The following is a 25,102-nucleotide window of genomic DNA, read 5'->3' on the forward strand; positions in this document are numbered from 1 at the left end:
GGGGGAAAGGCCGGGACGGCGGGATATGAAATACCTGTTCGTGCACCAGAATTTTCCTGGCCAGTTCGTGCACCTGCTGCGCGACCTGCAGGCGCGCGGCGGGAACGAGATCGTTTTCATAAGTGAAACGGGCCGGATGCAGATACCCGGCGTGCGGCGGGTATCCTATCGTCTGCCGCCGCCTGCGCGGGTTGATGCCTCCGCCCCGGTGGCGGAACTGGCCCGCGCCATGCAGCGCGCGGCGGAGGTGGCGCGCGCGGCCCGCACCCTGCGGGGGCTGGGCTATGTGCCCGATATCATCATCGGTCATCACGGCTGGGGTGAGATGCTGGAACTTGCCGATGTCTATCCTGACGTGCCGATGCTGGGATATTACGAATTCTTCTATCACCCCACCGGGCTGGATGTCGGCTTTGACCCGGAATTCGCCCCGGCGTCCGGCGTCGCTCCGCTGGTGCGGGCACGCAATACGCTGAACCTGTTGGCCCTTGCCGGGTCGGGCTGGGGACATTCGCCGACCCGTTTCCAGCGCGACACCTATCCCGACTGGGCGCGCACGCGCATTACCCTTCTGCCCGAAGGGGTGGATCTGGATCGATGCGCCCCCGACCCGCAGGCTGGCATGCGCCCCTTCGTGCTGGGGGACATCCATGTGGCGGCAGGCGAAAAACTGGTGACCTACATTGCCCGCGATCTGGAGCCATATCGCGGGTTCCACGTCTTCATGCGCGCGCTGCCGCATATCCTGCGCGCCCGCGGCGATGTGCGGGTGATCGTGGTGGGGGGCGATGGCGTCAGCTATGGCGGTCGTGCGCCGGATGGCCGGACATGGCGGCAGCACATGCTGGCGGAACTGGGGGGCACGCTGGATACGGAGCGCGTCCATTTTGCCGGCAGGGTCGGGTATGGTGATTTCTGCCGCCTGCTGCAACGTTCTGACGTGCATGTCTATCTGACATACCCGTTCGTGGTGTCATGGTCGCTGCGGGAGGCGATGGCCAGTGGCTGCGCCATCGTGGGCAGCCGGACGCCCCCGGTTGCGGAATTCCTGCATGATGGCAGGACGGCGCGGCTGGTGCCATTCCTTGACCCCCGGCGCATTGCCGACGGCGTGGTGGAACTGCTGGAAGACGGGCGGCTGGCGCGCAGGCTGCGGGCCAGTGTCCGTGCGCAGGCGGAACGCACGCTGGACATGCACGCCTACATGGCGCGCTATCATCGGCTGATCGGCCAGCTTGTCGCGGGCGCATGCCCGGACAGGCTGACCGGTGCCGCGTGACCGCCGGGCCGACGTGGCCCGGCAGCCGGCAGGGAACGGCTTACTTGCCAGCCACTGCCTTGACGGATTCAAGAATGGCTTCGCCAGCGGCCTTCTTGTCGGCCCAGCCGGAAACCTTGACCCACTTGCCCTTTTCCAGGTCCTTGTAGCGGGTGAAAAAGTGCTCGATTTCCTTCAGCACGATTTCGGGCAGGTCTTCCAGCTTCTCCACCTTGGAGTAGTAGGGATGCACCTTGTCATGCGGGACGCAGATGATCTTTTCATCCTGCCCGCTTTCGTCTTCCATCTTCAGCATGCCGATGGGACGCGCGCGCACCACGACGCCCGGCACCACGGCGGCCGGCATCAGCACCAGCGCATCGGTCGGGTCGCCATCAGCGGCCAGCGTGTTGGGAATGAAGCCGTAGGCTGCGGGATAGACCATGGGCGTGAACAGGATGCGGTCCACGACCAGCGCACCGCTGTCCTTGTCGATTTCGTATTTCACGCCGGACCCCTGCGGGATCTCGATCACGACGTTGATGTCGTTCGGTACGTCCTTGCCGGGTGAAATCTTTGATACGTCCATTGCTGTTCAGGCCTCCTGCTGCCTGTTGGTGCGTTAGGGCCGCCCCATTGCGCGGCGGCATGAATTAACGGGGGATGACGGTATATCTCCCACCGTTTCCTGTGCAAGTCATGTTGTGTGGCAGACGTCCCGGCCATGAGCCAGATCATGAAGTTGTTTTTTTTATGGCGTGGTCGCCGCGGGAGTGGAAAAAATTACGTGGAAAAAGGCACGTTGATCTTGCCAAATCCCTCCACATGCGCGAGATCAGGGACTGCCTGCGCGCCCGTAGCTCAATTGGTTAGAGCGGGCCGCTCATAACGGCTTGGTTGCGGGTTCAAGTCCTGCCGGGCGCAGGCTTTTCCATTGCCTGCAGCACTGCGCAACCGGCCGCGCGCCTGTCCGCGCCGGGCAGGTGACCTGCCGTTTTTTCTTTCAGTTATCAGGAGCCGACCGTCATGGCCGCCACGCAATATGTCTATGTGATGAAGGACCTGACCAAGGCGTATCCGGGTGGGCGTGAAGTCTTCAAGGGGATTACGCTGTCCTTCCTGCCGGGCGTCAAGATTGGCGTGCTGGGCGTTAACGGCGCGGGTAAGTCCACGCTGCTCAAGATCATGGCGGGCGTCGAGAAGGAATTCGGTGGCGAGGCATGGGCCGCCGAAGGCGCACGCGTGGGCTATCTGGAGCAGGAGCCCAAGCTGGATGAAAGCCTGACGGTTGGCGAAAACGTGGCGCTGGGCTTCGGCGACCTGAAAAAGGCCGTGGACCGCTTCAACGAGATTTCGATGAAGTTCGCCGAACCCATGTCCGATGATGAAATGAACACCCTGCTGGCCGAACAGGCCGAACTGCAGGAAGTGATCGACGCGGGCGATGGCTGGGAACTGGACCGCAAGCTGGAAATCGCCCTCGAGGCGCTGCGCTGCCCGCCTGCCGACAGTCCGGTGGACAAGCTGTCGGGTGGTGAGCGCCGCCGCGTGGCGCTGTGCCGCCTGCTGCTTGAAAAGCCCGACCTGCTGCTGCTCGATGAGCCGACCAACCATCTTGACGCGGAAAGCGTGTCCTGGCTGGAAAAGACGCTGCGTGATTATGAAGGCACCGTGATGGTCATTACCCATGACCGGTACTTCCTCGACAACGTCACCAACTGGATCCTTGAACTCGAACGTGGCCGTGGCTATCCGTTCGAAGGCAACTACTCCTCGTGGCTGGAACAGAAGCGCAAGCGTCTGGCGCAGGAGGAAAAAGAGGAAAGCGCCCGCCAGCGCGCCCTTGCGGCCGAACAGGAGTGGATCGGTTCCTCCCCCAAGGCCCGTCAGGCCAAGAGCAAGTCCCGTATCGCGCGATATGAGGAAATGCTGGCGCAGAACAACGAAAAGGGTGGTGGCGTTGCCGACATCATCATCCCGCCCGGACCCCGTCTTGGTGGCACGGTGATCGAGGCCGAGGACCTGCGCAAGGGCTTTGGCAACCGCCTGCTGATCGATGACCTCAGCTTCAAGCTGCCGCCCGGCGGCATCGTGGGCGTGATCGGGCCGAACGGCGCGGGCAAGTCCACCCTGTTCAAGATGATCATGGGGCAGGAGACACCCGATAGCGGCAAGCTGACCATCGGTGAGACCGTGAAGCTGGGCTATGTGGACCAGTCGCGCTTCAGTCTGGATGACAACAAAACCGTGTGGGAGGAAATCTCTGGCGGGACCGATGTCATCTACCTGGGCAAGCGGGCCGTGCCGTCGCGCGCCTATGTCGGCGCCTTCAACTTCAAGGGGCCGGACCAGCAGAAGAAGGTGGGCGTCCTGTCGGGTGGTGAGCGCAACCGTGTCCACCTTGCCAAGATGCTGCGGCAGGAAAGCAATGTCATCCTGCTCGATGAGCCGACCAACGACCTTGACGTTGATACCCTGCGCGCACTGGAAGAGGCCCTGGCCGAATTCGCGGGCTGTGCGGTCATCATCAGCCATGACCGCTGGTTCCTTGACCGTCTGGCGACCCATATCCTCGCCTTTGAGGGGGACAGCCACGTTGAGTGGTTCGAAGGGAACTTCCAGGCCTACGAGGAAGACAAGCGCCGCCGTCTTGGCCCCGATGCGACCGAGCCGAGCCGGATCAAGTACCGCCCCATCGAACGCTGATTCCATTTGCCATCCGCAATATTATCTGCGTCAATAACGGCAGGTCTTTGCACCTGCCGCGACGGAGGCAGTTATGGGATGTCGAAACAGCATACAGACAGCACGCCTGCAGCTTGATCCGGTCTCATGGGCCGATCTGGAAGATGTTGTCCGGCTCAAGGCCAGCGCCAGTGTGACCGGACGGCTGGCAGGCGGGATATGTAACCGTGTCCTGAGCGAGCAGGACATGATGACCGATCTCATGACATGGGGCCGTGAAGGAGTGGGCATGTTTGCCGTCCGCCAGCAGGGCCACTTTATCGGCCTTGCGGGCGTGCAGCCCTCCAGCACCGAACCTGAATGCCACGAACTGCAGTTTGCCATCCTGCCTCATGCCCGTGATACCGCCCTGTCGCGTGAAGCGACCAGCATGGCGCTGGCCTTTGCCCACGCAGGCGGGGTCGGGCGTGTCATTTCCTATGTCCGGGAAAACGATATCGTGGGCCGACAGGTTTTCGGTGGGGCCGGCATGAGCGTCTGTGACGCGCGGCCTGCATCCTGTAGTGCGGATATCCTGCTGTATCACAGCATGCGTCCCGGCATGGGAACTGCCGGGATGCATTGAAAAAGCCGGCCTCCATGGGCCGGCTTTTTTCATGTCTCGTTGCATCTTGATAGGGAACACAAAAGGTTCTGGGGAAGCTTTTTCAAACAGCTTCGGGAGACGTCGCCTTCCTGAATAAAGGCGACGCCCAAAACTTTTATCCTGCCCTCAGATCACGTTTCCATGATGCCCGCAGTGGAAGGCACCCCTGGTGGTCAGTGATGGTTGGCGATCTGCTTGTCCAGCGCATGCAGCAGGGCATCCACGTTGCCACCATTGCGCGCGATGAAGGAACCATAGTCCTGCCGCTGCGTCAGGCGCAGGCTGGCGCCTTCGCCTACCACGTCGACGACCTTCGGGCTGCCGCTGGCGGTGCTGATGATCCACTGGGTATCGGCCCCCGGCTGGCCGGGGCGGTTGATGACGGTGGAAACCGCCGTGTCATCTCCCGATGGTGCGCTGGAACCGACCACGAAGGTCACGCCGCGATAATCCCCGATCTTGTCGGTAATGGCGTTGACCAGCACCTGATGGAACAGCTTGATGTAGCGTGCCTGCTGGTCTGGCGTGGCGGTGCGCCAGTAACGGCCCAGGCAGTAGCGTGCGATGGCGTCCACATCCACATACTGTTCCAGAAGCGGCAGGATATCCTGCTTTTTCCTGTCCAGTGGCGCACCGCTGTTGACGATGGCAACCAGCTTGCTGCCAAACATGGTGACGAAGGAACGGGCCTGCGCGCCGGCATCAACCGCCCATGCTGAAGCAACAGGCATGGCGGCGGCGGTCGCTGCCAGCAGAGCCAGTGCGTGGCGACGGGGGAAGGATGTCTGCATCGCTATGTCCCTTTTGGTTATCTGTTGTGGTACCAGTCGGGCACGGTGGCCCGATGGTCGTTCTTTATGTTTTCCGCCATGGCCTTGCGCTGCTGCTGGTAGGCGCTGCGGATGGTGGCGTAGGGATCAAGCGAATCCTTCATGACCTGATCAAGCGCATCAACATTGGTGGCCATGCCGTTGATGGTGCCCATGATGTTATAGGCCCAGTTGAAGGTCAGCAGCCCATAGCCACGGGGCACATAGTTCCACGGTGACAGCCCGACGTCGATGCCATAGCCGACACCGTCACGGAACGAGGACGGACCCAGCACCGGCAGGAACAGGTAGGGACCGGATGGCACGCCCCACGTCGCCAGCGTCAGGCCGGCATCGTTGTCGTGGTGCCTGTAGCCGGCATAATTGGCGACATCGATCAGCCCACCAATGCCCACCGTCATGTTGATGCACCACCGCACGAATGCGTCACCCGCACGGCGGGGCTTGCCTGCGCCCACGTCGTTAAAGAATACAACGGGTTCGTTCATGGTCTGGTACAGGCCGCCGATCGAATTGCGCAGTGGGCGCGGCACGGCCCAGATATACGCCTTTGCCACCGGGCGCAGGGTGTATTTGTTGGCCCACATGGTCAGGTCGAAATTCTTGCGGTTCAGCTTTTCGTACTTGTCGTTGGCTTCCTTGTATTCAGCCAGTGCGTCCGGGTCCTTGGGCGGCGGCGTCGCGCATGAGGCAAGCCCGAGCAGTCCAAGTGCCATCCCCGCGACGCGAAGCGTCGAGCGACGCGGGGACGGGAACGGGCGGGACGACCAAGAATTCGATCCTGTCTCTGCGCGCATACTCGTTTCCGCTTCCCTCTGTATTCGCTTGCCCCCCATGCTGGCATGGCGGGATGGCCCAATGCGTTTGCAAGAATCCCGAACCGGGCAATGACGCCCCTTTCTTGCGTCACTCTCTAGCATGGGATTGCTGTTGTGCAATCCGCTTGCCACGGGATGAGGGCATATTGTGTCTGCCCTGCATGGGACACATGGGACAAAGCCAGCCCTGAACCGGCCATATGAAAGGGGATGCTGGCAGAATTGCCGCGCTGAGTGTGACGTAAAATCCACAATGTCTTCAACGTCAGGACACAGGCGCGGTGGCACCGTATCACGATTTGTTGACTGTCGCGCCGGGGTCAGCGCACCAGCTTCGGCGCGATTTCGGGAAACATCTCCGCCAGTTCACGGATCTCGCGCTTCGACAGGCCGGCCTGCGCCGGATCGACCTGCTGGCCCCCCATGGCCGCGCGCAGCACCTTCAGCGCCGGACCGGACAGCAGGACCGCGTCGCGCATGTAATCGGTAAAGGCCTCGAATGTCAGCGGCGCCCATTTCTGCACGATCTGCAGGATGGCGTCGGCATAGGCGCGGATTTCGTACTGCGCGTGGCTGTCCGCGCGCAGGCGCAGGAAGTGCAGCAGGTTCCACAGGTTAATCTGCCAGTAGAACTGGGTCATGATGTTGACCGGCAGGTTCATGCGCGCCAGTTCGCGCGCGATGGCCGGACGGTCGGGATCGCGCTTTTCGCCGTTTTCGTCCTCGTTGAGCAGGTCGAGGTAATGATCGTAGCAGCGTGATGCGTCATCGCGCAGGATATCAAGGACCTGCTGCGCCTGCTCGGGCGGCAGGGTGTCGGCGCGGCCCTGTTTGTTGTTCGTGGACTGGGCGGCGATGTCCTCGGGGCGGGGGAAGTAGAATTCCTTCTCCAGCACCGAATAGCGGGCCGAATATTCGTTGATGCTGGCGGTGCGGTGACGGAACCACTGCCGGGTGACGAAAATGGGTGCGCGCACATGCAGTTTCAGCACCGCAAGTTCGAACGGGCTGGTGTGGCGGTGCCGCATGAGGTAGCGGATCAGCCCCCGGTCGTCGGACGTGCTGCGCGTGCCTTTGCCGTAGGATACGCGCGCGCCCTGCACGATGCCGCTATCGCCGCCCATGTAGTCCACCGCGCGGACAAAGCCCGTCTCCAGTACCGGAATGGGGGAATACAGCACGTCTTCCACCGCGGGCACGACAAGGCGGCGGGTCTGCGCCCATCCGGCGCGGGCTGCGTCGATTGCCGATTTCTGCTCAGTGGAAAACATGTGCCGTCCCGTCCCGTCTGTATCGATCATAGCATGAGGACGCGGGGCATATCATATGGGTCATTGCACATAAAGACGCTGGCCCACCCCATCAGCCCGCGTGGCCTGATCTGCTCATGTCGCTGTGGGCCGTCTTTGCGGCTGCATCATGGCGCGGGCCGGATACGGCAAGACCATTGGCGGCAATGAAAAAAATACGGCCCGCTGAGCGTTCGGCGTCCATGCAGCCGGGCCACGGGACCAGGATATTTTTTCTGCATCCGGTCGGATGGGTCGGTGCCGTGGATACAAAAAAAATATCAGTCCGGTGGCAGGCGGCGGAAATTCCGTCGGAGACGTCCATGGCTCACTGCGTGGCCTCTTGTCAGATGCACGGCCAGTCCCTATATCCGAAAGTGCCGGAGGGGCTTGCCCCTTGGCTATGGCGATAAACGGCGCGTGGAATAAGTGTTGTGGACCCGGGGGCGGTACCCGGCGTCTCCACCAATTTTCTCCCTCCGGGGGAACATGGGGACGAAACAGGCTCGACACGCATGGTAAAGACCCGCCTTTTGCCCGGCATTGTACCACCGTTATCGGGCTAAATTACAAGTGCCAATGATAACACTGAGGTGCTCGCTGTCGCTGCATAAGCGATAAGCGCGGTTCGGGAGGGCACCGGGCAACAGAAGCCCTCCCACCTTTTCTTCCGTTCATGTTACATTGATGGCGCGGTATCCGCTTCGTGAAGGGATGCCCGACCCCAGCGGCTTGCCATGCCCTGAAGTTTGACGCACAGCTTGAAGCTGTGGCACGGCGTGGCCCGAACCCGCATGTCTGCAAAAATCCGGTCCGGCGGGGAAACCGTCCGGGCGGATGTACGGAGAAGTCCGAAATGTCCGATGATCATGACGAGGAAAACGGTTTTGATGCCGCCATTCCCGACAGCCTCATGCCCTATGATTCCTGGATCGAGGATGCCTACCGCCAGGTCATGCTGCGCGCGCTGGATTACGCCGCGGGAAATGGCCTGCCGGGTGATCATCATTTCTACCTGACATTCCGGACTGACTGGCCGGGTGTGGAAATGCCCGACCGCCTGCGCGCCCAGTACCCGCATGAAATCACCATTGTCCTTCAGCACCAGTTCTGGGACCTGAAGGTTGACCGCGTGCACCAGATCATATCGGTCGGGCTGTCGTTCGGGGGGATTCCCTCCACGCTGGTGATTCCGGTGGCGGCCGTATCCGCCTTTGCCGACCCGCATATCCGCCTGGCCCTGCGTTTTACCGTTCCCGAACAGCCGCCGGTGGCGACCGATGCACCCAACGTGGTGCCGGTGCAGCCCGCCGCAGCAGCGGACACGGTGGAAAAGGCCGGGACGGCCGCCGAACCGACCGGAAAGGATGCGGAGAAGGACGAGGGCTCGCAGGTTGTCAGTCTCGCCGCCTTCCGCAAGCGGGGACCGGGGGGACCGGGCTGAGCCACATCTACCATCCGGGCGCGCCGGATGCGCCGGGCGCGCCCTGAACCTGAACGCCGCCACCCGGAACCAATCCGGGGGAGAAAAGGCAGGAGACCGTCCGTTGAATGTATCCGCACCCACGCGCAAGCCATTTGTCTATGGCCCGCTTTTCCCGCTGCATGATGATGACACACCGTGGAAGAAACTGGAGATCGAGGGGATAACCACCTCGGTCCTCGGTGGCCGCACGGTGGTCCATGTCCGGCCCGAAGCCCTGACCGCGCTGGCCGCCCGGGCCTTCAATGACGTGGCGCACCTGCTGCGCCCCGGGCACCTGGCGCAGCTTGCCAAAATCCTGAAGGACCCCGAAGCGTCGGAAAACGACCGCTTCGTGGCGCTGGACCTGCTCAAGAACGCCTGTATCGCGGCCGGTGGCGTGCTGCCCATGTGTCAGGATACCGGCACCGCCATCGTGTATGGCAAGAAGGGCCAGCGCGTGTGGGTGGATGGCAATGAGGAAGAGGCCTTCTCCCGCGGGGTATACGATACCTATACCGGCACGTCGCTGCGCTATTCCCAGATGGCGCCCGTCTCGATGTTCGAGGAAGTGAACACCGGCACCAACCTGCCGGTGCAGTTCCATATCTCGGCAACGCCAGGTGATTACCATGCCGAGCAGATGGACCTCATGTTCATCGCCAAGGGCGGCGGGTCGGCCAACAAGACGTTCCTGTTTCAGGAGACCCGCGCCCTGCTGTCCAGTAAGGAACACCTGCTGAAATGGCTGGACGGCAAGATCCGCACGCTGGGTACCTCGGCCTGCCCGCCGTACCACCTTGCCGTGGTGATTGGCGGCATGTCGGCTGAACAGAACCTTGAGACCGTGAAGCTGGCCTCCACCCGCTGGCTGGACAGCCTGCCGACCGAAGGCAGCGCGCATGGCCATGCCTTCCGCGATCTGGAGATGGAAGAGGAAATCCACAAACTGACCCAGCGCCTGGGCATTGGCGCGCAGTTTGGCGGCAAGTATTTCTGCCATGACGTGCGCGTGGTGCGCCTGCCGCGCCATGGCGCGTCGCTGCCGGTGGGCATTGGCGTGTCATGCTCGGCGGATCGTCAGGTCAAGGCGCGGATCACGGCCGATGGCGTCTTTCTGGAACAGCTTGAGACCGATCCCGCCCGTTTCCTGCCCGAAACCACGGATGACGATCTGGATGGGGAGGCGGTGCAGATCGATCTGAACCAGCCGATGGACGAGATCCGCCGCAAACTGTCGCAGTATCCCGTGCGCACCCGCCTGTCGCTGACCGGCACGATGGTGGTGGCGCGTGACATTGCCCATGCCAAGTTCCGCGAACGGCTGGAAAAGGGTGAGGGCCTGCCCCAGTACCTCAAGGATCATCCCGTCTATTATGCAGGCCCGGCCAAGACGCCCGAAGGCATGCCCACCGGTTCGTTCGGGCCCACCACGGCGGGGCGCATGGACAGCTATGTGGCCATGCTGCAGAAGGCTGGCGGCTCGTATGTCATGTTGGCCAAGGGCAACCGTTCGAAGGCCGTGCGCGACGCGTGCAAGGAGTATGGGGGCTTCTACCTCGGGTCCGTCGGTGGCCCGGCCGCCCGTCTGGCGCAGGACTGCATCCGCAAGGTCGAGGTGCTGGAATATCCCGAACTGGGCATGGAAGCGGTGTGGAAGATCGAGGTCGAGAATTTTCCGGCCTTTATCGTAATCGACGACAAGGGTAATGATTTTTATGATGGCCTGACCGGCTGAACGTATCCCTGCGGTGCGTCCGGCCCGCCTGTCGGGCCGGACAACCGGAGGTTAGTGAGCGCCATGCGTTTTACCGTCGATCGTCTTGACCACCTTGTGGTGAGTGTCCGTGACCTGGAGGTCTCGGCCTCGTGGTACCAGCGCGTGCTGGGCATGGAGCGGGAGGAATACGGGCGCAACAACCGTACGGCCCTGAAATTCGGCGGTCAGAAGATCAACCTGCGCCCCCATGGCGCGGAAGGCTGGACCACGGCGGAAGACGCGCTGCCTGGTACCAACGACCTATGTTTCACCACCGCCCTGAACAGTGTCGATGTCATTGAACATCTGGAAAAATGCGGCGTGCACGTGACCGAGGGGCCGGTAGCCCGTCTGGGTGCGCTGGGACCGGTGACCTCTGTCTATTGTCACGATCCCGATGGCAACCTGATCGAAATTGCATCCTATCAGGGCTAGGGCCGCATGGCGGCTGGTTTGTGACCGCGCCGCCTGCATCCGCGCCGGCGACCCGATCGGTAGTTGGCCAGATGTCGGCCCAACCGGCCGCTGGTGCGCACGCCGGGCATGAACAGGGCATGGTCGTGCCCATGCAGGCGGGAGGCGCACCAATGTCCTGATCAGGTCGGACTGGCTGGCCGGATCAGGGTGCTGGTGGCACGCGCCGCCCATGCGGGGCAATCATGAACGCGTGCCTTTCCTGCTGCCGCGCATTCACGCGCGGCGCGGAATCATTATTTCGGCTGCTTGCCGAACACGGCGGTCAGTTTGGCTGAACCGAGGCTGTGCTGGTTGATGACAAATCCGACCATGGCGCCCGATGCATCATTGGGCAGTTCGATACGTTCGATATCGAGTGCATGGATGGTGAAAATGTAATGGTGATCCGGTCCCGGCGGGGGAGCGGCGCCGCCATAGACATTGCCGCCGAAATCGGTGCGCGTCATTTCCGCCGGTTCGGGCAGGCTGTTGTCGCCCGACCCGGCCCCCGCGGGCAGCGAGGACACGCTGGCGGGGATATTGATGACAACCCAGTGCCACCAGCCCGAACCCGTGGGCGCATCGGGGTCGTACATGGTGATGGCAAAGCTCTTGGTGCCGGCAGGCGGATCCTGCCATGCCAGCGGCGGCGAGATGTTGCCACCGGAATAGCCCATCCCGTCGAATACCTGTGCCGCAGGCAGGCGGTCGCCATCGCGGAAGGAACGGCTTGTCAGTGTAAAGGTCATGTCGGTTTCCTGCTTTCCGCGCGGCGGGCCGCGCGGATCGGGGTCAACGTAGGCCGGGTATCGGGTGAAGTTTACCAGTTCTGGCTGATCAGCCAGAATTCTTCCGATGTCAGGGTAATAACCTGATCGCCGTTCTTGCTTTCGGCGGCGGCACGGGCCAGCGCCTCGATGCGCTGGATCATCAGTGTCTTGCGCTGGTAGGTTTCGTTGCGGTCCTTTTCCTCGACCGATTCCAGCACCTGCAGCGCGGTGTGGCAGGCGCGGGTAATGCGGGCGGCATCAAGCTGGGCATAGGACATGGGGCTTCATTCTCCATCTGTTTACTGGCCCGGCCTGGACCGGGCACGGGAATTCCCATGCGGGAATCGCTGTCTCATTCTGGCTTCCCCGGCTGCGTCTGTCCAACACCGGCATGCATGGGGCATATGACCGGGCGCTTTGTTGCGAAGGTGACAGTTCGGGCTGGCAAGTATGGTGCGGATTCCGTAAAGGGGGCCGCATGACGGACCTGGTTTCTGATTTCGACTTCACGCTTCCGCCCGGAAACATTGCCGACCATCCCGCCCGCCCGCGTGACAGCGCGCGACTGCTGGACGTGCCGGTGGATGGCCCCTTCAGGGACCGCCATGTGCGCGACCTGCCGGGCTGCCTGCGCGCGGGTGACATCCTGGTGGCAAATGACACGGCGGTGATCCCGGCACAGCTGTCGGCCATGCGGGGGGATGCGAAAATCGGCATCACGCTGGACCGTATCCTGCCCGATGGCACATGGCACGTGCTGGCGCGCAACGCCCGCCGCCTGCGTCCCGGCGATACGCTGACCTTCGGCGCGTCCCCCGTCACGGCGCAGGTGGTGTCGCGCGGGGAGGGCGGTGACGTGACGCTGCGCTTCAGCGCGGAAGGGGCGGCGTTCGACCAGTTCCTGTATGATGTGGGCCATCTGGCGCTGCCACCCTATATCGCCCGGCCCGAAGGCCCCACGGACGAGGACCGCAAGGACTACAGCACCATATTCGCACAGCATCGTGGCGCGGTGGCGGCCCCCACGGCGGGGCTGCATTTCACGCCCGGTCTGCTGGCGGGGCTGGATGCGGCGGGCGTGATCCGCCAGACGCTGACGCTGCATGTGGGCGCGGGTACGTTCCTGCCCATGCGCAGCGAACAGATTTCCGCCCACCGCATGCATGCCGAACGCGGCACGATTTCCCCCCATGCCGCAGCCCGCATCAACGCAGCCCGTGCGGCGGGCGGACGGATCGTGGCGGTTGGCACCACCTCGCTGCGGCTTCTGGAAAGTGCGACGGATGAAAACGGTATCGTCCATCCCTTCCATGGGGAGACCGCCATCTTCATCCGCCCTGGCTACCGCTTCCGCGCGGTGGACATGCTGCTGACCAATTTTCACCTGCCGCGTTCGACGCTGTTCATGCTGGTCTGCGCCTTTGGCGGCTATCACCGCATGAAGGCTGCGTACGCCCATGCCATCGCCAGCGGCTACCGCTTCTATTCCTATGGCGATGCCTGCCTGCTGCACCGCACCGAAGGAGACCTGCCATGACCACATTCCGCTGGCGGCCCGAAGCCCGCGCGGGCCACGCCCGTGCCGGCTGGCTGGACACCGCCCATGGCAGTGTGCCCACGCCCACCTTCATGCCAGTTGGCACCGTCGGCACCGTCAAGGCCATGACGATGGACAGCGTGCGCTCCACGGGGGCGGGCATCGTGCTGGGCAATACCTATCACCTCATGCTGCGGCCCGGGGCCGAACGGGTGCGTGAACTGGGCGGGCTGCACCGGTTCATGGACTGGCCGGGGCCGATCCTGACCGATTCGGGCGGGTTTCAGGTCATGTCGCTGGGGCCGCTGCGTAAGCTGGATCAGGACGGGGTGACGTTCCGTTCGCATATTGACGGGTCAAAGCACCGGCTGACGCCCGAACGCTCGACCGACATCCAGCACGCGCTCGATGCCACCATCACCATGTGCTTTGACGAATGTCCTGCGCTGCCCGCTGCCCCCGAGGTAATCGCAAAATCCATGCGCATGTCCATGCGCTGGGCCGAGCGGTGCCGCACCGTGTTCATCCAGCGTCCCGGCTACGCACAGTACGGCATCATCCAGGGCGGGACCGAGCCGGAACTGCGGGCCGAAAGCGTCAGGGCGCTGACGGGAATCGGGTTTGAAGGATACGCCATTGGTGGCCTTGCGGTGGGGGAGGGGCAGGAACTGATGTTCTCGACCCTTGAATCCACCGTGCCGCTGATCCCCGATGCCAGCCCGCGCTACCTCATGGGTGTGGGCACGCCCGATGACCTGCTCGGTTCCGTGGAACGGGGCGTGGACATGTTCGACTGCGTCATGCCCACGCGCGCGGGGCGTACGGCGCGCGCCTATACCGAACGTGGCACGCTGAACCTGCGCAACGCACGGCATGCCACCGATTCGCGGCCCATTTCGCCGCATTGTGACTGTCTGGCCTGTTCGCGGCATAGCCGCGCCTACCTGCATCACCTGTTCCGGGCCAATGAAATCCTCGGGCCGATGCTGCTGACATGGCATAACCTTGCCTATTACCAGCGTCTGATGCGCGGCATGCGGGCGGCGATTGTCGATGGCGCGTTTGGCGCCCATGCCGACCACCTGCGCGCGCAGTGGGCGATGGATGACTGGAGTGGTGATGAAATGCCCTTTCCCGACATCCCCCCGGTGGCCTGATGGCGGGCGCGTCATCCGGCCCTGATCCCGTGCGGATGGCGGCGCGGATTGCCGACCATGCGCGCGATCTGGGGTTTGACGCGGTGGGGTTCGCGCCAGCCCGTCTGGATGAGGCGGCGCGTGCGCGCCTGGCCATGTTCGTGGAAAACGGATTCGCGGGCAGCATGGGCTGGATGGCGCAGCGGATGGAACAGCGTGGCGACCCGCGCATGCTGTGGCCCGAAGTGCGCAGCGTCATCGCCCTTGGCCTGAATTACGCGCCCGAAGGGGACGCGCTGGCCACAACCCGTATGCCGGATGCGGGCAATATCTCCGTCTATGCCCGTAACCGGGACTATCATGACGTGGTCAAGGGCATGCTCAAGCACCTTGCCCAGTTCGTGGTGAACGAGGGGCGGCGGCAGGGCATGGACGGCACGCAGGTGAAGGTCTTTGTCGATACCGCCCCGGTCATGGAAAAACCGCTGGCGCAGAACGCGGGCCTTGGCTGGCAGGGCAAGCACACCAGCCTTGTCTCGCGCCGTCATGGCAGCTGGCTGTTCCTGGGCGAGGTCTATACCACGCTGGACCTGCCGCAATCGGCCTCTTCGGGCGGGGGGTGCGGCAGTTGCACGCGCTGCCTGGTGGCATGCCCGACGGATGCGTTTCCGGCCCCCGGCGTAATGGATGCGCGACGGTGCATTTCCTATCTTACCATTGAAAACCGCGACCCGATTCCCGAGGCTTTGCGCCCCGCCATGGGCAACCGCATTTACGGATGTGATGACTGTCTGGCCGTGTGTCCGTGGAACCGCTTCGCCACGGCCACGCATCACATGAAGCTGGCCGCGCGCGATGATTTGCGCGCACCGGCGCTGCGGGAACTTGCCACGCTGGATGATGCGCGCTTCCGCGCGCGGTTTTCGGGTTCCCCCGTCAAGCGGATCGGCCGGGGCCGCTTCGTGCGCAATGTGGCAGTGGCCATCGGCAATAGCGGACAGGCCGCCCTGCGCCCCAGTGTTGCGGCATTATGCGCGGACCCCGACCCGGTGGTGGCGGATGCCGCGCGCTGGGCCACGCTGAGGCTGCCGCAGTGACGGACCACATGGGCATGCCCCTGCCCGCGCAACGCGGCGCGCGCCTGTTGCGCAAGCGGAGCATCAACCTGTCGGGGCACCGTACCAGTGTGGCGCTGGAGCCGGAGTTCTGGCACGCCCTGCACCTGATCGCGCAGAAGCGCGGCCTGGCCCTTGCCGCCCTGGTGGGCCGGATTGACGCGGGGCGCCCGCCGGACCGCCCGCTGGCGTCCGCACTACGGGTGGAGGCATTGCGGGAATGGATGCCTGCATTGCCGGAAATTGCTGGTACGGACAGGGAAGATCAGTTGGGTTGACCGGGCATCCGTGCTAGCCTTGGGGCATGGCAATCTGGGGAAAACTTTTTGGTGGCGTTGCGGGGTTCGCGGTTGGCGGCCCCATGGGCGCTGTCGTCGGCACGGCGTTGGGCCATGCGGCGGATAACGGTTCCCTGCTGGAAACCCCGGTGGGGGGATGGACCGACCGCTGGGGCCCCCGGCTGAACGCGGACCCGAACGGGGCCGCGACCTTCATGGCGGCCAAGATGGCGGCGGTAATGGGCAAGCGTGACCAGATGTATGGTCTGGTCATCATCATCCTGTCCGCCAAGATGGCGAAGTGCGACGGGCCGGTGAACCGGGCCGAAATCGATGCCTTCAAGCGCCGTTTCCACCTGCCACCCGAAAACATGAAGGAAGTCGGCCGCCTGTTCGACAGCGCGCGCCAGCGCACGGATGACTACCGCGCCTTCGCCACCGAACTGGGCCGTGCCTTTGCCAACAAGACCGGCATGCTGGAAGAGGCGCTGGCATCCCTGTTCGTGATCGCGCGCGCGGATGGGGAGGTCAATACGCGTGAGGAAGCCTTCCTGCGCGGGGTGCACAAGGCGTTCGGTCTCAGCCCCGGCGCATGGGACCGCGCGCGTGACGGCGGTGCGCGTCCGGGCGTGAGCGAGGTCGATGCCTATGCCGTGCTTGGCGTTTCCCGCGATGCCAGCGATGAGGAAGTGCGCGTGGTCTGGCGCAGGCTGGTGCGCGAACATCATCCCGATATCATGACCGCGCGTGGCGCAACCCCCGCACAGCAGGCACAGGGGGCTGCCCGTATTGCCCAGATCAATGCGGCATGGGACCGGATCAAGCGCGACCGCAGGCTGTAAAAACCTGCCTGCGGATCATCCTGGAAATCAAAAGTTCTGGTGAAGATTTTTTAAAAAGCTGCGGGAGACGCCGCCTTTTTGAAAAAAGGCGGTACCCGGAAAACCTTTGTTATTTGATCAATCACGGTGTCTCATGCAGCGCACCCGGCCCGATCATGGATCAGGCCAATGGGGGTGGGGCGACTGAAAAAAGAGACTGTCGCCCTATGTCGTAACACGTACTACCCCGATCAGCGCGCGGCTTTTCCCTTCTGTTCCAGCAGCCGGCGCAGTGCGCCCCCGACCGTGTGGGCCAGGGCGCGATAGGCCTGTCCCGCCGGGCTGTCCGGCGCAGCGATGACGATTGGCGCGCCATTGTCCGCGCTGGCGCGGATATCGGCCAGCAGCGGGATTTCCCCCAGGAACGGCACGCCCATTTTTTCCGCTTCCGCCCGTGCGCCGCCATGGCCGAACAGGTCGGTGCGGTGGTTGCAGTTGGGACAGCAGAAATAGGACATGTTTTCCACAACCCCCAGCACCGGCACGTTCATCTTCTCGAACATGGCCACGCCGCGCCGGGCGTCCAGCAGGGCGATGTCCTGCGGGGTGGAGACGATCACGGCGCCAGCCAGCGCGGTTTTCTGCGCCAGTGTCAGCTGCGCATCCCCCGTGCCGGGCGGCATGTCCACCACCAGAACGTCCAGCGCGCCCCATTCCACATCGCCCAGCAACTGCCCGATCGCGCCCATGACCATCGGCCCGCGCCAGATCATGGCCTTGCTTTCATCCACCAGCATGCCGATCGACATGGCGCTGATGCCCCATTTGTGCGGCGGGATCAGTCGGCCATCGCGGACTTCGGGCTGGTCGCCAACACCCATCATGCGCGGCAGGGAAGGGCCATGCACGTCCGCATCCAGCAGGCCGACCTTCAGTCCCTCCAGCCCCAGCCCGACGGCAAGGTTGACGGCCGTGGTGGATTTGCCCACGCCACCCTTGCCCGACGCCACGGCAATGACCACGCCCACGCCCGGCGGCAGCGGGCCGGTGGCCGGACGGGACGCCCTGTCCCCCCCAAGGTTGAGGGGGCGGTGCCCCCCGCCTGCGGGGGCGGGCTGTGGCGCGGGCGGTGCCGATACCGGACGGTGCGCGGTCAGGATGACGCTGGCCCCCGTGCAGCCGGGAACTGCCGAGACAAGGGCACGTTCGAGTTCAGGCAGCAGTGGCTGCAATGATCCCGCCCGCGTGCGGTCGGTCGCGATGGCGACATGCAGGACACCATCACGCATCATGAAGGCGTCCAGACTGCCCATATCCGCAACACTGGTGGCATGATCCGCGGTGCGCACGCGGTGTAGCACGGTCTCGATGGTTGTCCGGTCGGGACTGGTCATGGTTGTGCGCTCCCTGCTGGCGGCTGTGTGACCCGTGCGGGTATAGAAGGGGCGGCCCGTGATGGTCGAGTCATGAAACGGTGGGCAGCCTCTGTCCGCACTGCATCCGCGTGCCATGTCCGGCATGCGTGGCATCCCTGCCATGGCGGGAATGGCACGCGGCGCGGTTTGCTGCTTTACGCTCGCTGCGCCATGATGGTTGCAGCCATCTTGTGCACCGTTCGGGCTGACAGGAAATACGATGGGCGCTTCCCCTTCGCACGCAGCAACGCCCCACCGGCGCGATCATCGCATTGACGCGCTGCGCGGGGTTGCGCTGCTCATGATGTGTATCGACCATATCCCGCAGGACGTGCTGAACCGGTTCACCATGCGCAATGTCGGGTTTGCCGATGCGGCGGAGGTGTTCGTGCTGCTGGCGGGTTATGCCTCGTGGCTGGCCTATGGCCGTGCGTTTGACAGAAAACAGCCGGTTATGTCGGTGCTGGCGCGTATCGGGCGGCGGTGCTGGCAGCTTTATGTTTTCCAGATGGTGATGGTGGTGGTGTGTATTTCCACCATCCGCATATGGCGGCATTTCTGGCCGGTGCCGGTTGATTTCCTGGAACCAGAACTGGCGCACGGGCTGGATTCGGCATGGCGGGTGCTGTCCCTGCAGGCCCTGCCGGGCAACCTGAACATCCTGCCGCTTTATATTGTGCTGCTGCTGGGGTTTGCGCCGCTGTACGCGCTGCTGCGCGGGGTGGGGACGCCGGTTGTGCTGGGGGTAAGTGCCGCCGTGTGGCTGCTGGTCAATCTTGATCCGCGCCTGAACTTTCCCAACTGGCTGGACCCTGACGGGTGGTATTTCGACCCGCTGGCGTGGCAGTTCCTGTTCATACTGGGGGTATGCGGGGCGCGGCTGGCGGGACGGCATGATGGTAGCCTGCCGCGTTCGCGCGTGCTGGCTGCGGCCTGCGGGCTGTATCTGGTCTTTTCCTTCGTGCAGTCGTTTCCGTGGATGGACTGGGGCCTTGCCGACCTGCGGCCCGTCAGCATGGCGGTCCCGGACAAGATGATCCTGGCCCCATGGCGGCTGCTGGATGTGCTGGCGCTGTTCTATCTGGTGCAGTCTTCGCCCGGGGCGACCACGCTGGCTGCAACGCGTGGTGGCCAGCTTATGGCGCTGTTCGGGCGGCATTCGCTTGAGATCTTCACGGCGGGGACGCTGGTGGATCTGTATGCCCGGTTGCTGCTGACCAGTTTTGGCGCGGGCTGGATCATGCAGGTGGTGGTGAATGTCGCGGGGTTTGTGGTGCTGCTGTGGGTGGCGCGCAACCGCGAACGCGCCCGTGCGCTGGCCCGTGCCCGCAGGGCCGCGCCCCCCGCGTCGGGTGGCCTGCCCGCGCATGCGCCGTTATGCCGGAACTGAGGCCATGGTTTCCGCGCGCGTGAAGGGCGTGATATAGGTGCTGCGTCCGATCCAGTTCAGCAGGATATATGAGTCCCATGTCCTTTCGCGCCGCTGCCTTTTCCCGATCCTGCCTTGCCATGGGGCTGGTGACGGCCCTTGGGGGGCATGCCGCGCAGGCGGCTGATCCCGCCCCGGCCCCTGTTCCGGCCGCCGCATCCACCGCCCCCCTGCGCCTGCCGGGCGAGGGGCGCAACATGCCCGACAGTTTTGCCGACCTTGCGGCGAAGCTGCTGCCCGCCGTCGTCAACGTGTCCACCACCGAGATGGTGCGCCCCGGCGAGGACGATGATGATGGCGATGATGGCGACAGCACGCCACAGGTGCCCAATTTTCCCGAAGGCTCGCCGTTCGAGAAATTCTTCCACGATTTCATGAACCGCCAGGACACCCCCAACGCACCGCCGCGCAAGATGCAGGCGCTGGGTTCGGGCTTCATCATCGACCCCTCGGGCGTGATCGTGACCAACAACCACGTCGTGCGCCATGCCGACCAGATCACCATTACATTGCAGGACAACACCGTGCTGAAGGCACGGCTGCTGGGCCATGACGACCGCACCGACCTTGCGGTGCTGAAGGTGGACAGCCCGAAACCGCTGCCTGCCGTGCCCTTTGGCGACAGCGACCATGCCCGTGTGGGGGACTGGGTGCTGGCGATCGGCAATCCGTTCGGCCTGTCGGGCACGGTGACGGCGGGCATCGTCTCGTCACGCGGGCGCAATATCGAACAGGGTCCGTATGACGATTTCATCCAGACCGATGCCCCGATCAACAAGGGCAATTCCGGTGGCCCCCTGTTCAACCTGAACGGGGAGGTGATCGGCATCAATACCGCCATCTTCTCACCTTCGGGCGGGTCGATCGGGATCGGCTTTTCCATTCCCTCGGCCGAGGCGCAGGGTATCATCGACCAGCTTCGTCACCATGGCCGTGTCACGCGTGGGTGGATTGGCGTGCGCATTCAGGACGTGACGCAGGAAATCGCTGATGGGCTGGGTCTGAAAAGCCCCCATGGCGCGCTGATCGCGGGGGTCGAGCCGAAGGGGCCCGCAGCAATGGCCCACCTGCAGACCGGCGACGTGATCCAGAGCCTGAATGGCAAGGATATCGATGGTCGCGCCCTGCCGCGCCTTGTGGCGGAACTGGCGGGTGGCAGTGTCGCGCATCTGGGGATATGGCGGAAGGGCCAGCAGATGAATGTGGCGATCACCATTGGCGCCCTGCCCGAGGAAAAGACCGATAAGGCCGATGGCGCCGCGGCACCCGCCAAAAAACCGGCACAGGGCAGCATGGCGATTACGGGCATGGGCTTCACGGTGGGCGAGATCGATGACATCGCACGCCAGAAGTACAACATGGCGGAAGGGCAGAAGGGCGTGCTGGTCACTGGCGTGACCGATGACAGCCCCGCTGCCGAGCGTGGCCTGCGCCCCGGCGACGTGGTGACCGAAGTGCAGCAGTCGGCCGTGAACACGCCGGCCGACCTGCGCCGCCAGCTTGACGCGGCCCGTGCCCAGCACCGCAAGACCGTGCTGTTCCTGGTACAGAATTCAGACGGCCTGCGCTGGGTGCCCTTTCCCCTGCCGGATGGCACCGGGCACTGAGCCGTATGTATGAACGCCTGAAGAACCTTTTCCTGTCCATCATGCGGCGGGGAACGTGGCGGCAGGTCGTGCGGATGAACGTCTCGCTCATCCTGTCGGGCATTGTCGCCACCATCATCCATCTGGATGAACCGGTCTGGGCGCTGATCACCTCGGTCATCGTCATTACCCAGACACGCCTGACCCAGACGCTGTCCACCGGGCGTGAACAGATCGTGGGCACCCTGATCGGGGCAGCGGCGGGCATGTCGGCCATTGCGCTGGAGCAGTGGTGCGCGTTGTCGGTGGGCATGGTGTTCTGGGTCATGCTCATGCCGCTGGCGGTGCTGGTGGCGTTGCGGCCCAAGATGCGGGTGGCCATTGTCACGTTGATGGTCGTGCTGCTGTTTCCCGCCACGGGGGAGCCCTTTTCAAGACCGCTGCAGCGAATCGCCTCGATCATGACGGGTGTCGTGGTGTCGTTCGCGGTATCGTTTTTCGTATTGCGGAACGAGGCGCGGCGTGAAGTGCTGCGCAATGCCGCAAGCCTGCTGCGTCGCCTGTCGGACCTGCTGGGCACCGCGCTGCACCAGCATCCCGACCATGACGCGCTGGCCACGGTGGATGTCATGTGCCGTTCCCTGCTGCAGGACATAAATGACGGCGTGCAGGAGGCCGAGGTCGAACACCCCGGGTCACTGACACGCCACGACCCGCTGGTGGTGCGCCTGCCGGGACTTTTGCGTCGAATCCGTTCGGATGCTATCTTTATTTCGCGCGCCGCCGTGGAAGGGGAAACAGCCCGGACGGGCGATGTCCTGCAGCATGAGCGTGACATGCTGGCACGGATGCTGGGCCAGATGGCCGACCGCTGCGATGCGATGGCCGCGTCCCGCCGGGGGCACGCGCTGCCTGATGAGGGAATGCGCGATATTCTGGACCAGCTGGACCAGCAAGATCAGCAGGGGGAACACTGGACCCCTGTCATGCGTTTCGCCATCGGGCTGCTGCATGCCGACATGCGGCTGGCCGTGCGCAATATCTGGTCGGACGGGCGGACCGATGGTGGTCCGTTCCCCCTGTCGGGGCATCCGTTCGTGGCCGAGACGGCGTTTGATCCTGTTTCAACCAACGCGGTTGCAAAGCAATAGGACGGGCGCGCGAAGACACAATCAAGGAGTGCAACAGACACCATGCTGAATGAAAAAACCCTGAATCACCTTCCCGCCAGCGTCCAGCCGCTGCGTTACAAACGGGAGGACGTGGGACGAGGGATCGTTCATTTTGGTGTCGGCAACTTCTTTCGCGCGCATGAGGCATGGTACGTCAACAAATGCCTCGCCCTGCCGGGACAGGCACAGTGGGGGATCGTGGGCGTGGGACTGGGCGGTGGTCCGCGTGGCGAAGCCAAGGCCCATGCCTTCAGGCAGCAGGACTGCCTGTATTCCCTGACGGAAGTCGCGGCCAGTGGCGTGCGTACGGTATCCATCATTGGCGCGCTGCGTGAGTACCTGCTTGCCCCTGCTGATCCCGAAGCCGTGCTGGCCCGCCTTGCGGACCCGCAGACCCGTATCGTCAGCATGACGATCACCGAGGGCGGTTATAACATCAATGAGGAAACCGGGCAGTTCCGCCTTGATACCCCCGCCGTGCAGGCTGACCTGAAGAACCCCCGCCGCCCCGCGACCGTGTTCGGTTACGTGGTGGAGGGCCTGCGCCGCAGGCGCGCAGCGGGGACCGGACCATTTACCGTCCTGTCATGTGACAACCTGCGCAGTAACGGCCATGTCGCGCATGAGGCATTCGTGGGCTATGCCCGCGCGCTGGATCCGGATCTTGCTGAATGGATCGATGCCAATGTGACCTTCCCGTGTTCCATGGTCGACCGCATCACGCCTGGCGTGGACAGTGCCACACGCGACGCACTGAATGCGGCCAGCGGGCTGGATGATGACCTGCCGGTGCTGGCGGAGGATTTCAGCCAGTGGGTGCTGGAGGACAGGTTCTGCAACGGTCGCCCCGCGCTGGAACAGGTGGGTGTCGAGTTCGTGGACGATGTGGCGGGGTATGAACAGGTAAAGGTGCGCATGCTCAACGCCGCCCATCTGCTGCTGGGCTCGACGGGGCTGCTGCTGGGCCACCGCTACGCGCATGAAACGGTGGAGGATGCCGATCTGGCCCGTCTGGCCAACGCCTACTGGACGAAGGACGCGATGCCGCAGATCGTCGCCCCGGAAGGCGTGGATCTGGATGCGTACCGCAAGCGCCTGCTCAGCCGGTTTTCCAATCGCGCCGTGGCCGATACGCTGCTGCGGATCTGTAGCGATGGCGCATCCAAGGTGCGTGTGTTCTGGACCGATACCGTGCGTCGCTCACTGGACAGCGGGCGTGACCTTGACCGGATTGCATTCGGTATTGCCGCCTATCTGGAAATGCTGCGTGGGCAGGATGAAAAGGGACAGACCTATACGCCCATCGAACCCACGCTGGATGCGGACCAGATCGCGCTGGTCAATGATCGCGACCTTGAGGCGGGCCTGAGGCTGCCGGCCTTTGATGGCTGGCGGGACATGGACACCACCGCGCTGGATGCGGCAGTTGTTGCCGCGCGCAGGGCCATTCGGGATCGCGGCGTGCGGGCCAGTCTGCCTGTATAAGAAACTGTCCCGGAACAGTTGAGTAATAAAAAATAATAAAAGTCTTCGGGTGCCGCCTTTTTTCAAAAAAGGCGGCATTTTCGAGGGTGTTTTAGGCAATTCTTTACCAGAACCACCTTTAAGAACCTGTGGACTGTTGCATCAGTGGGCTGTTCAGACAGCCGGAAATGGCTTTTATGCCTGTATCGTTCCGGGAATGGCACGGTGCATGGGGCAGGCATCGGCTCCGTAGGTTGCGGTGATGTCCGGCGGGATGCCGTGCATGGGGGTAAACCCCATATGCGTCCAGACCGGGCGCGCGCCTTCTGCCGCCATCAGCGTTATCTGGTTCATGCCATGATTGAGGGCGTGCCGGGTCAGGATGCGCAGCGCCGCATGCATCGCGCCATGCCCGCGCAGGGACGGGGTGATGGCGATGTCGTGCAGGTACCAGCAGTCTGCCTGTCCGGGCAGGCGGTGAAGGTAGGTGTCCAGCGCGGGTGGGCAGGCTGCCCGCCAGGGGTGGCTCAGGACATAACCGCCCGGGCGTCCCTGTGCGTCGGGCAGGATGAGGCAGCCCGACGGGCATAGCCTGCGGCGTTCATCCAGAACGTCCGCCCGTTCAGGGCAGCCGGGGTGCATGGCGGTCGCCAGCGCCATGACGGCGGGCAGATCGTGCGCCTGCATGGGCCGCCATGGGCCTGCTGGCGACCCGGGAGGGGAAGTGGGCAGGGACATGGGCGGGAAAAATCCGTTTCAGGTGCAGTCGTTTCCGGTAGAAGGGGCAATGATATAGCTGAGTCCGGGAGTTTGGAAACCATGACAGAAATGCGCCTGACGTTACGCGTGGACGCGAACGGCTCGCCCCTGCTGGGGCATGGCAAGATCAAGCTTCTGGAACAGATTGGCCAGACGGGGTCCATTTCGGCAGCCGCCCGGGCCATGGGCATGTCCTATCGCCGTGCGTGGCTGCTGGTCGAAGCGATGAACACGACCTTCGTGCGCCCGCTGGTGGCCGCCCGCCCCGGCGGCGGCGGCGGGGCGGGCCTTTCGCCCGAGGGGGAAGCCGTGGTGCGGCTGTACCGTGATATCGAGAAAGCGGGGCGGGACGCCGTGCAGGGACAGCTGGAAACATTGGCCGCCATGTGTTCGCCCCCGCCGTGAAAAAGCCATAGG

24 protein-coding genes, 1 tRNA gene and 1 other RNA gene are annotated in these 25,102 nt (G+C 63.8%); 18 read left to right on the forward strand and 8 right to left on the reverse strand.

Annotated features, from left to right (window positions below):
• The first annotated feature begins 25 nt into the window (after positions 1-25).
• On the forward strand, positions 26-1,279 hold the full coding sequence (locus tag CFR80_RS03505; RefSeq protein WP_110507092.1) for a glycosyltransferase family 4 protein: 1,254 nt from the start codon (positions 26-28) through the stop codon (positions 1,277-1,279).
• Between the two features lie 40 nt (positions 1,280-1,319).
• Here CFR80_RS03505 and ppa read toward each other — a convergent pair whose 3' ends face one another.
• Complete coding sequence (ppa, locus tag CFR80_RS03510) at positions 1,320-1,847, reverse strand: inorganic diphosphatase (RefSeq protein ID WP_010514165.1); 528 nt, start codon at positions 1,845-1,847, stop codon at positions 1,320-1,322.
• Between the two features lie 261 nt (positions 1,848-2,108).
• Between ppa and CFR80_RS03515 the strand changes: the two genes are divergently transcribed.
• From CFR80_RS03515 to CFR80_RS03525, 3 genes are all read left to right on the forward strand, one after another.
• Positions 2,109-2,182: transfer RNA gene (locus tag CFR80_RS03515), tRNA-Ile, on the forward strand.
• 102 nt (positions 2,183-2,284) lie between these two features.
• Complete coding sequence (ettA, locus tag CFR80_RS03520) at positions 2,285-3,964, forward strand: energy-dependent translational throttle protein EttA (protein WP_010514164.1); 1,680 nt, start codon at positions 2,285-2,287, stop codon at positions 3,962-3,964.
• A 73-nt stretch (positions 3,965-4,037) separates the two neighbouring features.
• Positions 4,038-4,568, forward strand: a complete 531-nt coding sequence (locus CFR80_RS03525; protein WP_110507093.1) for a GNAT family N-acetyltransferase — start codon at positions 4,038-4,040, stop codon at positions 4,566-4,568.
• Between the two features lie 194 nt (positions 4,569-4,762).
• Here CFR80_RS03525 and CFR80_RS03530 read toward each other — a convergent pair whose 3' ends face one another.
• The 3 genes from CFR80_RS03530 to thyX all read right to left on the reverse strand — a co-directional run bounded on the left by CFR80_RS03530 (position 4,763) and on the right by thyX (position 7,508).
• Positions 4,763-5,380: an MlaC/ttg2D family ABC transporter substrate-binding protein gene (locus CFR80_RS03530; protein WP_010514161.1), complete on the reverse strand. Its 618-nt coding sequence runs from the start codon at positions 5,378-5,380 to the stop codon at positions 4,763-4,765.
• A 17-nt stretch (positions 5,381-5,397) separates the two neighbouring features.
• Positions 5,398-6,135, reverse strand: a complete 738-nt coding sequence (locus tag CFR80_RS03535) for an MlaA family lipoprotein (RefSeq protein WP_110507094.1) — start codon at positions 6,133-6,135, stop codon at positions 5,398-5,400.
• Positions 6,136-6,557: 422 nt separating this feature from the next.
• Positions 6,558-7,508 carry an FAD-dependent thymidylate synthase gene (thyX, locus tag CFR80_RS03540; protein ID WP_010514159.1) on the reverse strand — a complete coding sequence of 317 codons (951 nt, stop codon included), beginning with the start codon at positions 7,506-7,508 and terminating at the stop codon, positions 6,558-6,560.
• Positions 7,509-7,865: 357 nt separating this feature from the next.
• Between thyX and ssrA the strand changes: the two genes are divergently transcribed.
• The 4 genes from ssrA to CFR80_RS03565 all read left to right on the forward strand — a co-directional run bounded on the left by ssrA (position 7,866) and on the right by CFR80_RS03565 (position 11,182).
• Positions 7,866-8,187: a transfer-messenger RNA gene (gene ssrA / locus CFR80_RS03550) on the forward strand.
• Positions 8,188-8,382: 195 nt separating this feature from the next.
• A complete protein-coding gene (locus CFR80_RS03555; RefSeq protein ID WP_010514157.1) occupies positions 8,383-8,970 on the forward strand; it encodes an SspB family protein in 588 nt (195 codons plus the stop codon).
• 103 nt (positions 8,971-9,073) lie between these two features.
• Positions 9,074-10,726 carry a fumarate hydratase gene (locus CFR80_RS03560; RefSeq protein ID WP_010514156.1) on the forward strand — a complete coding sequence of 551 codons (1,653 nt, stop codon included), beginning with the start codon at positions 9,074-9,076 and terminating at the stop codon, positions 10,724-10,726.
• A gap of 63 nt (positions 10,727-10,789) precedes the next feature.
• Positions 10,790-11,182 carry a VOC family protein gene (locus tag CFR80_RS03565; protein ID WP_010514155.1) on the forward strand — a complete coding sequence of 131 codons (393 nt, stop codon included), beginning with the start codon at positions 10,790-10,792 and terminating at the stop codon, positions 11,180-11,182.
• Positions 11,183-11,457: 275 nt separating this feature from the next.
• Here the strand turns inward: CFR80_RS03565 and CFR80_RS03570 are convergent, their stop codons facing one another.
• Positions 11,458-11,952, reverse strand: a complete 495-nt coding sequence (locus tag CFR80_RS03570; RefSeq protein WP_010514154.1) for a kinase inhibitor — start codon at positions 11,950-11,952, stop codon at positions 11,458-11,460.
• 71 nt (positions 11,953-12,023) lie between these two features.
• Positions 12,024-12,251 carry a hypothetical protein gene (locus tag CFR80_RS03575; protein ID WP_039734481.1) on the reverse strand — a complete coding sequence of 76 codons (228 nt, stop codon included), beginning with the start codon at positions 12,249-12,251 and terminating at the stop codon, positions 12,024-12,026.
• 200 nt (positions 12,252-12,451) lie between these two features.
• On the opposite strand from CFR80_RS03575, the gene queA reads away from it, so the two are divergent.
• The 5 genes from queA to CFR80_RS03600 are packed head-to-tail and all read left to right on the forward strand — an operon-like array spanning position 12,452 to position 16,881.
• Positions 12,452-13,510: a tRNA preQ1(34) S-adenosylmethionine ribosyltransferase-isomerase QueA gene (queA, locus tag CFR80_RS03580; RefSeq protein WP_010514152.1), complete on the forward strand. Its 1,059-nt coding sequence runs from the start codon at positions 12,452-12,454 to the stop codon at positions 13,508-13,510.
• A complete protein-coding gene (gene tgt / locus CFR80_RS03585; RefSeq protein WP_110507095.1) occupies positions 13,507-14,667 on the forward strand; it encodes a tRNA guanosine(34) transglycosylase Tgt in 1,161 nt (386 codons plus the stop codon). The genes queA and tgt overlap by 4 nt, the downstream gene beginning before the upstream one ends.
• Complete coding sequence (queG, locus tag CFR80_RS03590) at positions 14,667-15,743, forward strand: tRNA epoxyqueuosine(34) reductase QueG (protein ID WP_010514150.1); 1,077 nt, start codon at positions 14,667-14,669, stop codon at positions 15,741-15,743. The genes tgt and queG overlap by 1 nt, the downstream gene beginning before the upstream one ends.
• A gap of 8 nt (positions 15,744-15,751) precedes the next feature.
• Complete coding sequence (locus tag CFR80_RS03595) at positions 15,752-16,039, forward strand: ribbon-helix-helix domain-containing protein (protein ID WP_010514149.1); 288 nt, start codon at positions 15,752-15,754, stop codon at positions 16,037-16,039.
• 26 nt (positions 16,040-16,065) lie between these two features.
• On the forward strand, positions 16,066-16,881 hold the full coding sequence (locus CFR80_RS03600) for a TerB family tellurite resistance protein (RefSeq protein WP_048855507.1): 816 nt from the start codon (positions 16,066-16,068) through the stop codon (positions 16,879-16,881).
• 230 nt (positions 16,882-17,111) lie between these two features.
• Here CFR80_RS03600 and CFR80_RS03605 read toward each other — a convergent pair whose 3' ends face one another.
• Positions 17,112-18,389, reverse strand: a complete 1,278-nt coding sequence (locus tag CFR80_RS03605) for an Mrp/NBP35 family ATP-binding protein (RefSeq protein WP_083819081.1) — start codon at positions 18,387-18,389, stop codon at positions 17,112-17,114.
• Positions 18,390-18,495: 106 nt separating this feature from the next.
• Here CFR80_RS03605 and CFR80_RS03610 point away from each other — a divergent pair, with 106 nt between their 5' ends.
• The 4 genes from CFR80_RS03610 to CFR80_RS03625 all read left to right on the forward strand — a co-directional run bounded on the left by CFR80_RS03610 (position 18,496) and on the right by CFR80_RS03625 (position 23,947).
• Positions 18,496-19,665, forward strand: a complete 1,170-nt coding sequence (locus CFR80_RS03610; protein ID WP_010514146.1) for an OpgC family protein — start codon at positions 18,496-18,498, stop codon at positions 19,663-19,665.
• A 77-nt stretch (positions 19,666-19,742) separates the two neighbouring features.
• Positions 19,743-21,311 (forward strand): DegQ family serine endoprotease, encoded by a 1,569-nt coding sequence (locus CFR80_RS03615; protein ID WP_010514145.1) that lies wholly within the window; start codon positions 19,743-19,745, stop codon positions 21,309-21,311.
• A gap of 5 nt (positions 21,312-21,316) precedes the next feature.
• A complete protein-coding gene (locus CFR80_RS03620) occupies positions 21,317-22,441 on the forward strand; it encodes an FUSC family protein (protein WP_110507096.1) in 1,125 nt (374 codons plus the stop codon).
• A gap of 42 nt (positions 22,442-22,483) precedes the next feature.
• Entirely contained in the window at positions 22,484-23,947 is a 1,464-nt protein-coding gene (locus CFR80_RS03625) for a mannitol dehydrogenase family protein (RefSeq protein WP_010514142.1), read from the forward strand.
• Positions 23,948-24,121: 174 nt separating this feature from the next.
• Here CFR80_RS03625 and CFR80_RS03630 read toward each other — a convergent pair whose 3' ends face one another.
• A complete protein-coding gene (locus tag CFR80_RS03630) occupies positions 24,122-24,664 on the reverse strand; it encodes a GNAT family N-acetyltransferase (RefSeq protein WP_029329424.1) in 543 nt (180 codons plus the stop codon).
• 81 nt (positions 24,665-24,745) lie between these two features.
• On the opposite strand from CFR80_RS03630, the gene CFR80_RS03635 reads away from it, so the two are divergent.
• Complete coding sequence (locus CFR80_RS03635) at positions 24,746-25,090, forward strand: winged helix-turn-helix domain-containing protein (protein WP_010514140.1); 345 nt, start codon at positions 24,746-24,748, stop codon at positions 25,088-25,090.
• Positions 25,091-25,102 lie beyond the last annotated feature (12 nt).

Origin of the sequence: Komagataeibacter oboediens, from assembly GCF_003207815.1 — a bacterium.
Lineage (GTDB): Bacteria > Pseudomonadota > Alphaproteobacteria > Acetobacterales > Acetobacteraceae > Komagataeibacter > Komagataeibacter oboediens.

What these genes read in the sequence shown, in the direction of transcription:
- ettA (WP_010514164.1), top strand. Translation starts at nt 2,285, where the DNA reads ATGGCCGCCACGCAATATGTCTATGTGATGAAGGACCTGACCAAGGCG.
- CFR80_RS03530 (WP_010514161.1), bottom strand. Translation starts at nt 5,380, where the DNA reads ATGCAGACATCCTTCCCCCGTCGCCACGCACTGGCTCTGCTGGCAGCG.
- CFR80_RS03570 (WP_010514154.1), bottom strand. Translation starts at nt 11,952, where the DNA reads ATGACCTTTACACTGACAAGCCGTTCCTTCCGCGATGGCGACCGCCTG.
- CFR80_RS03565 (WP_010514155.1), top strand. Translation starts at nt 10,790, where the DNA reads ATGCGTTTTACCGTCGATCGTCTTGACCACCTTGTGGTGAGTGTCCGT.
- CFR80_RS03620 (WP_110507096.1), top strand. Translation starts at nt 21,317, where the DNA reads ATGTATGAACGCCTGAAGAACCTTTTCCTGTCCATCATGCGGCGGGGA.
- CFR80_RS03575 (WP_039734481.1), bottom strand. Translation starts at nt 12,251, where the DNA reads ATGTCCTATGCCCAGCTTGATGCCGCCCGCATTACCCGCGCCTGCCAC.
- CFR80_RS03625 (WP_010514142.1), top strand. Translation starts at nt 22,484, where the DNA reads ATGCTGAATGAAAAAACCCTGAATCACCTTCCCGCCAGCGTCCAGCCG.
- queG (WP_010514150.1), top strand. Translation starts at nt 14,667, where the DNA reads ATGGCGGGCGCGTCATCCGGCCCTGATCCCGTGCGGATGGCGGCGCGG.
- CFR80_RS03595 (WP_010514149.1), top strand. Translation starts at nt 15,752, where the DNA reads ATGGGCATGCCCCTGCCCGCGCAACGCGGCGCGCGCCTGTTGCGCAAG.
- CFR80_RS03630 (WP_029329424.1), bottom strand. Translation starts at nt 24,664, where the DNA reads ATGTCCCTGCCCACTTCCCCTCCCGGGTCGCCAGCAGGCCCATGGCGG.
- CFR80_RS03635 (WP_010514140.1), top strand. Translation starts at nt 24,746, where the DNA reads ATGACAGAAATGCGCCTGACGTTACGCGTGGACGCGAACGGCTCGCCC.
- tgt (WP_110507095.1), top strand. Translation starts at nt 13,507, where the DNA reads ATGACCACATTCCGCTGGCGGCCCGAAGCCCGCGCGGGCCACGCCCGT.
- CFR80_RS03615 (WP_010514145.1), top strand. Translation starts at nt 19,743, where the DNA reads ATGTCCTTTCGCGCCGCTGCCTTTTCCCGATCCTGCCTTGCCATGGGG.
- CFR80_RS03600 (WP_048855507.1), top strand. Translation starts at nt 16,066, where the DNA reads ATGGCAATCTGGGGAAAACTTTTTGGTGGCGTTGCGGGGTTCGCGGTT.
- CFR80_RS03605 (WP_083819081.1), bottom strand. Translation starts at nt 18,389, where the DNA reads ATGCCACGCATGCCGGACATGGCACGCGGATGCAGTGCGGACAGAGGC.
- CFR80_RS03505 (WP_110507092.1), top strand. Translation starts at nt 26, where the DNA reads ATGAAATACCTGTTCGTGCACCAGAATTTTCCTGGCCAGTTCGTGCAC.
- CFR80_RS03555 (WP_010514157.1), top strand. Translation starts at nt 8,383, where the DNA reads ATGTCCGATGATCATGACGAGGAAAACGGTTTTGATGCCGCCATTCCC.
- CFR80_RS03610 (WP_010514146.1), top strand. Translation starts at nt 18,496, where the DNA reads ATGGGCGCTTCCCCTTCGCACGCAGCAACGCCCCACCGGCGCGATCAT.
- ppa (WP_010514165.1), bottom strand. Translation starts at nt 1,847, where the DNA reads ATGGACGTATCAAAGATTTCACCCGGCAAGGACGTACCGAACGACATC.
- CFR80_RS03535 (WP_110507094.1), bottom strand. Translation starts at nt 6,135, where the DNA reads ATGGCACTTGGACTGCTCGGGCTTGCCTCATGCGCGACGCCGCCGCCC.
- CFR80_RS03525 (WP_110507093.1), top strand. Translation starts at nt 4,038, where the DNA reads ATGGGATGTCGAAACAGCATACAGACAGCACGCCTGCAGCTTGATCCG.
- thyX (WP_010514159.1), bottom strand. Translation starts at nt 7,508, where the DNA reads ATGTTTTCCACTGAGCAGAAATCGGCAATCGACGCAGCCCGCGCCGGA.
- queA (WP_010514152.1), top strand. Translation starts at nt 12,452, where the DNA reads ATGACGGACCTGGTTTCTGATTTCGACTTCACGCTTCCGCCCGGAAAC.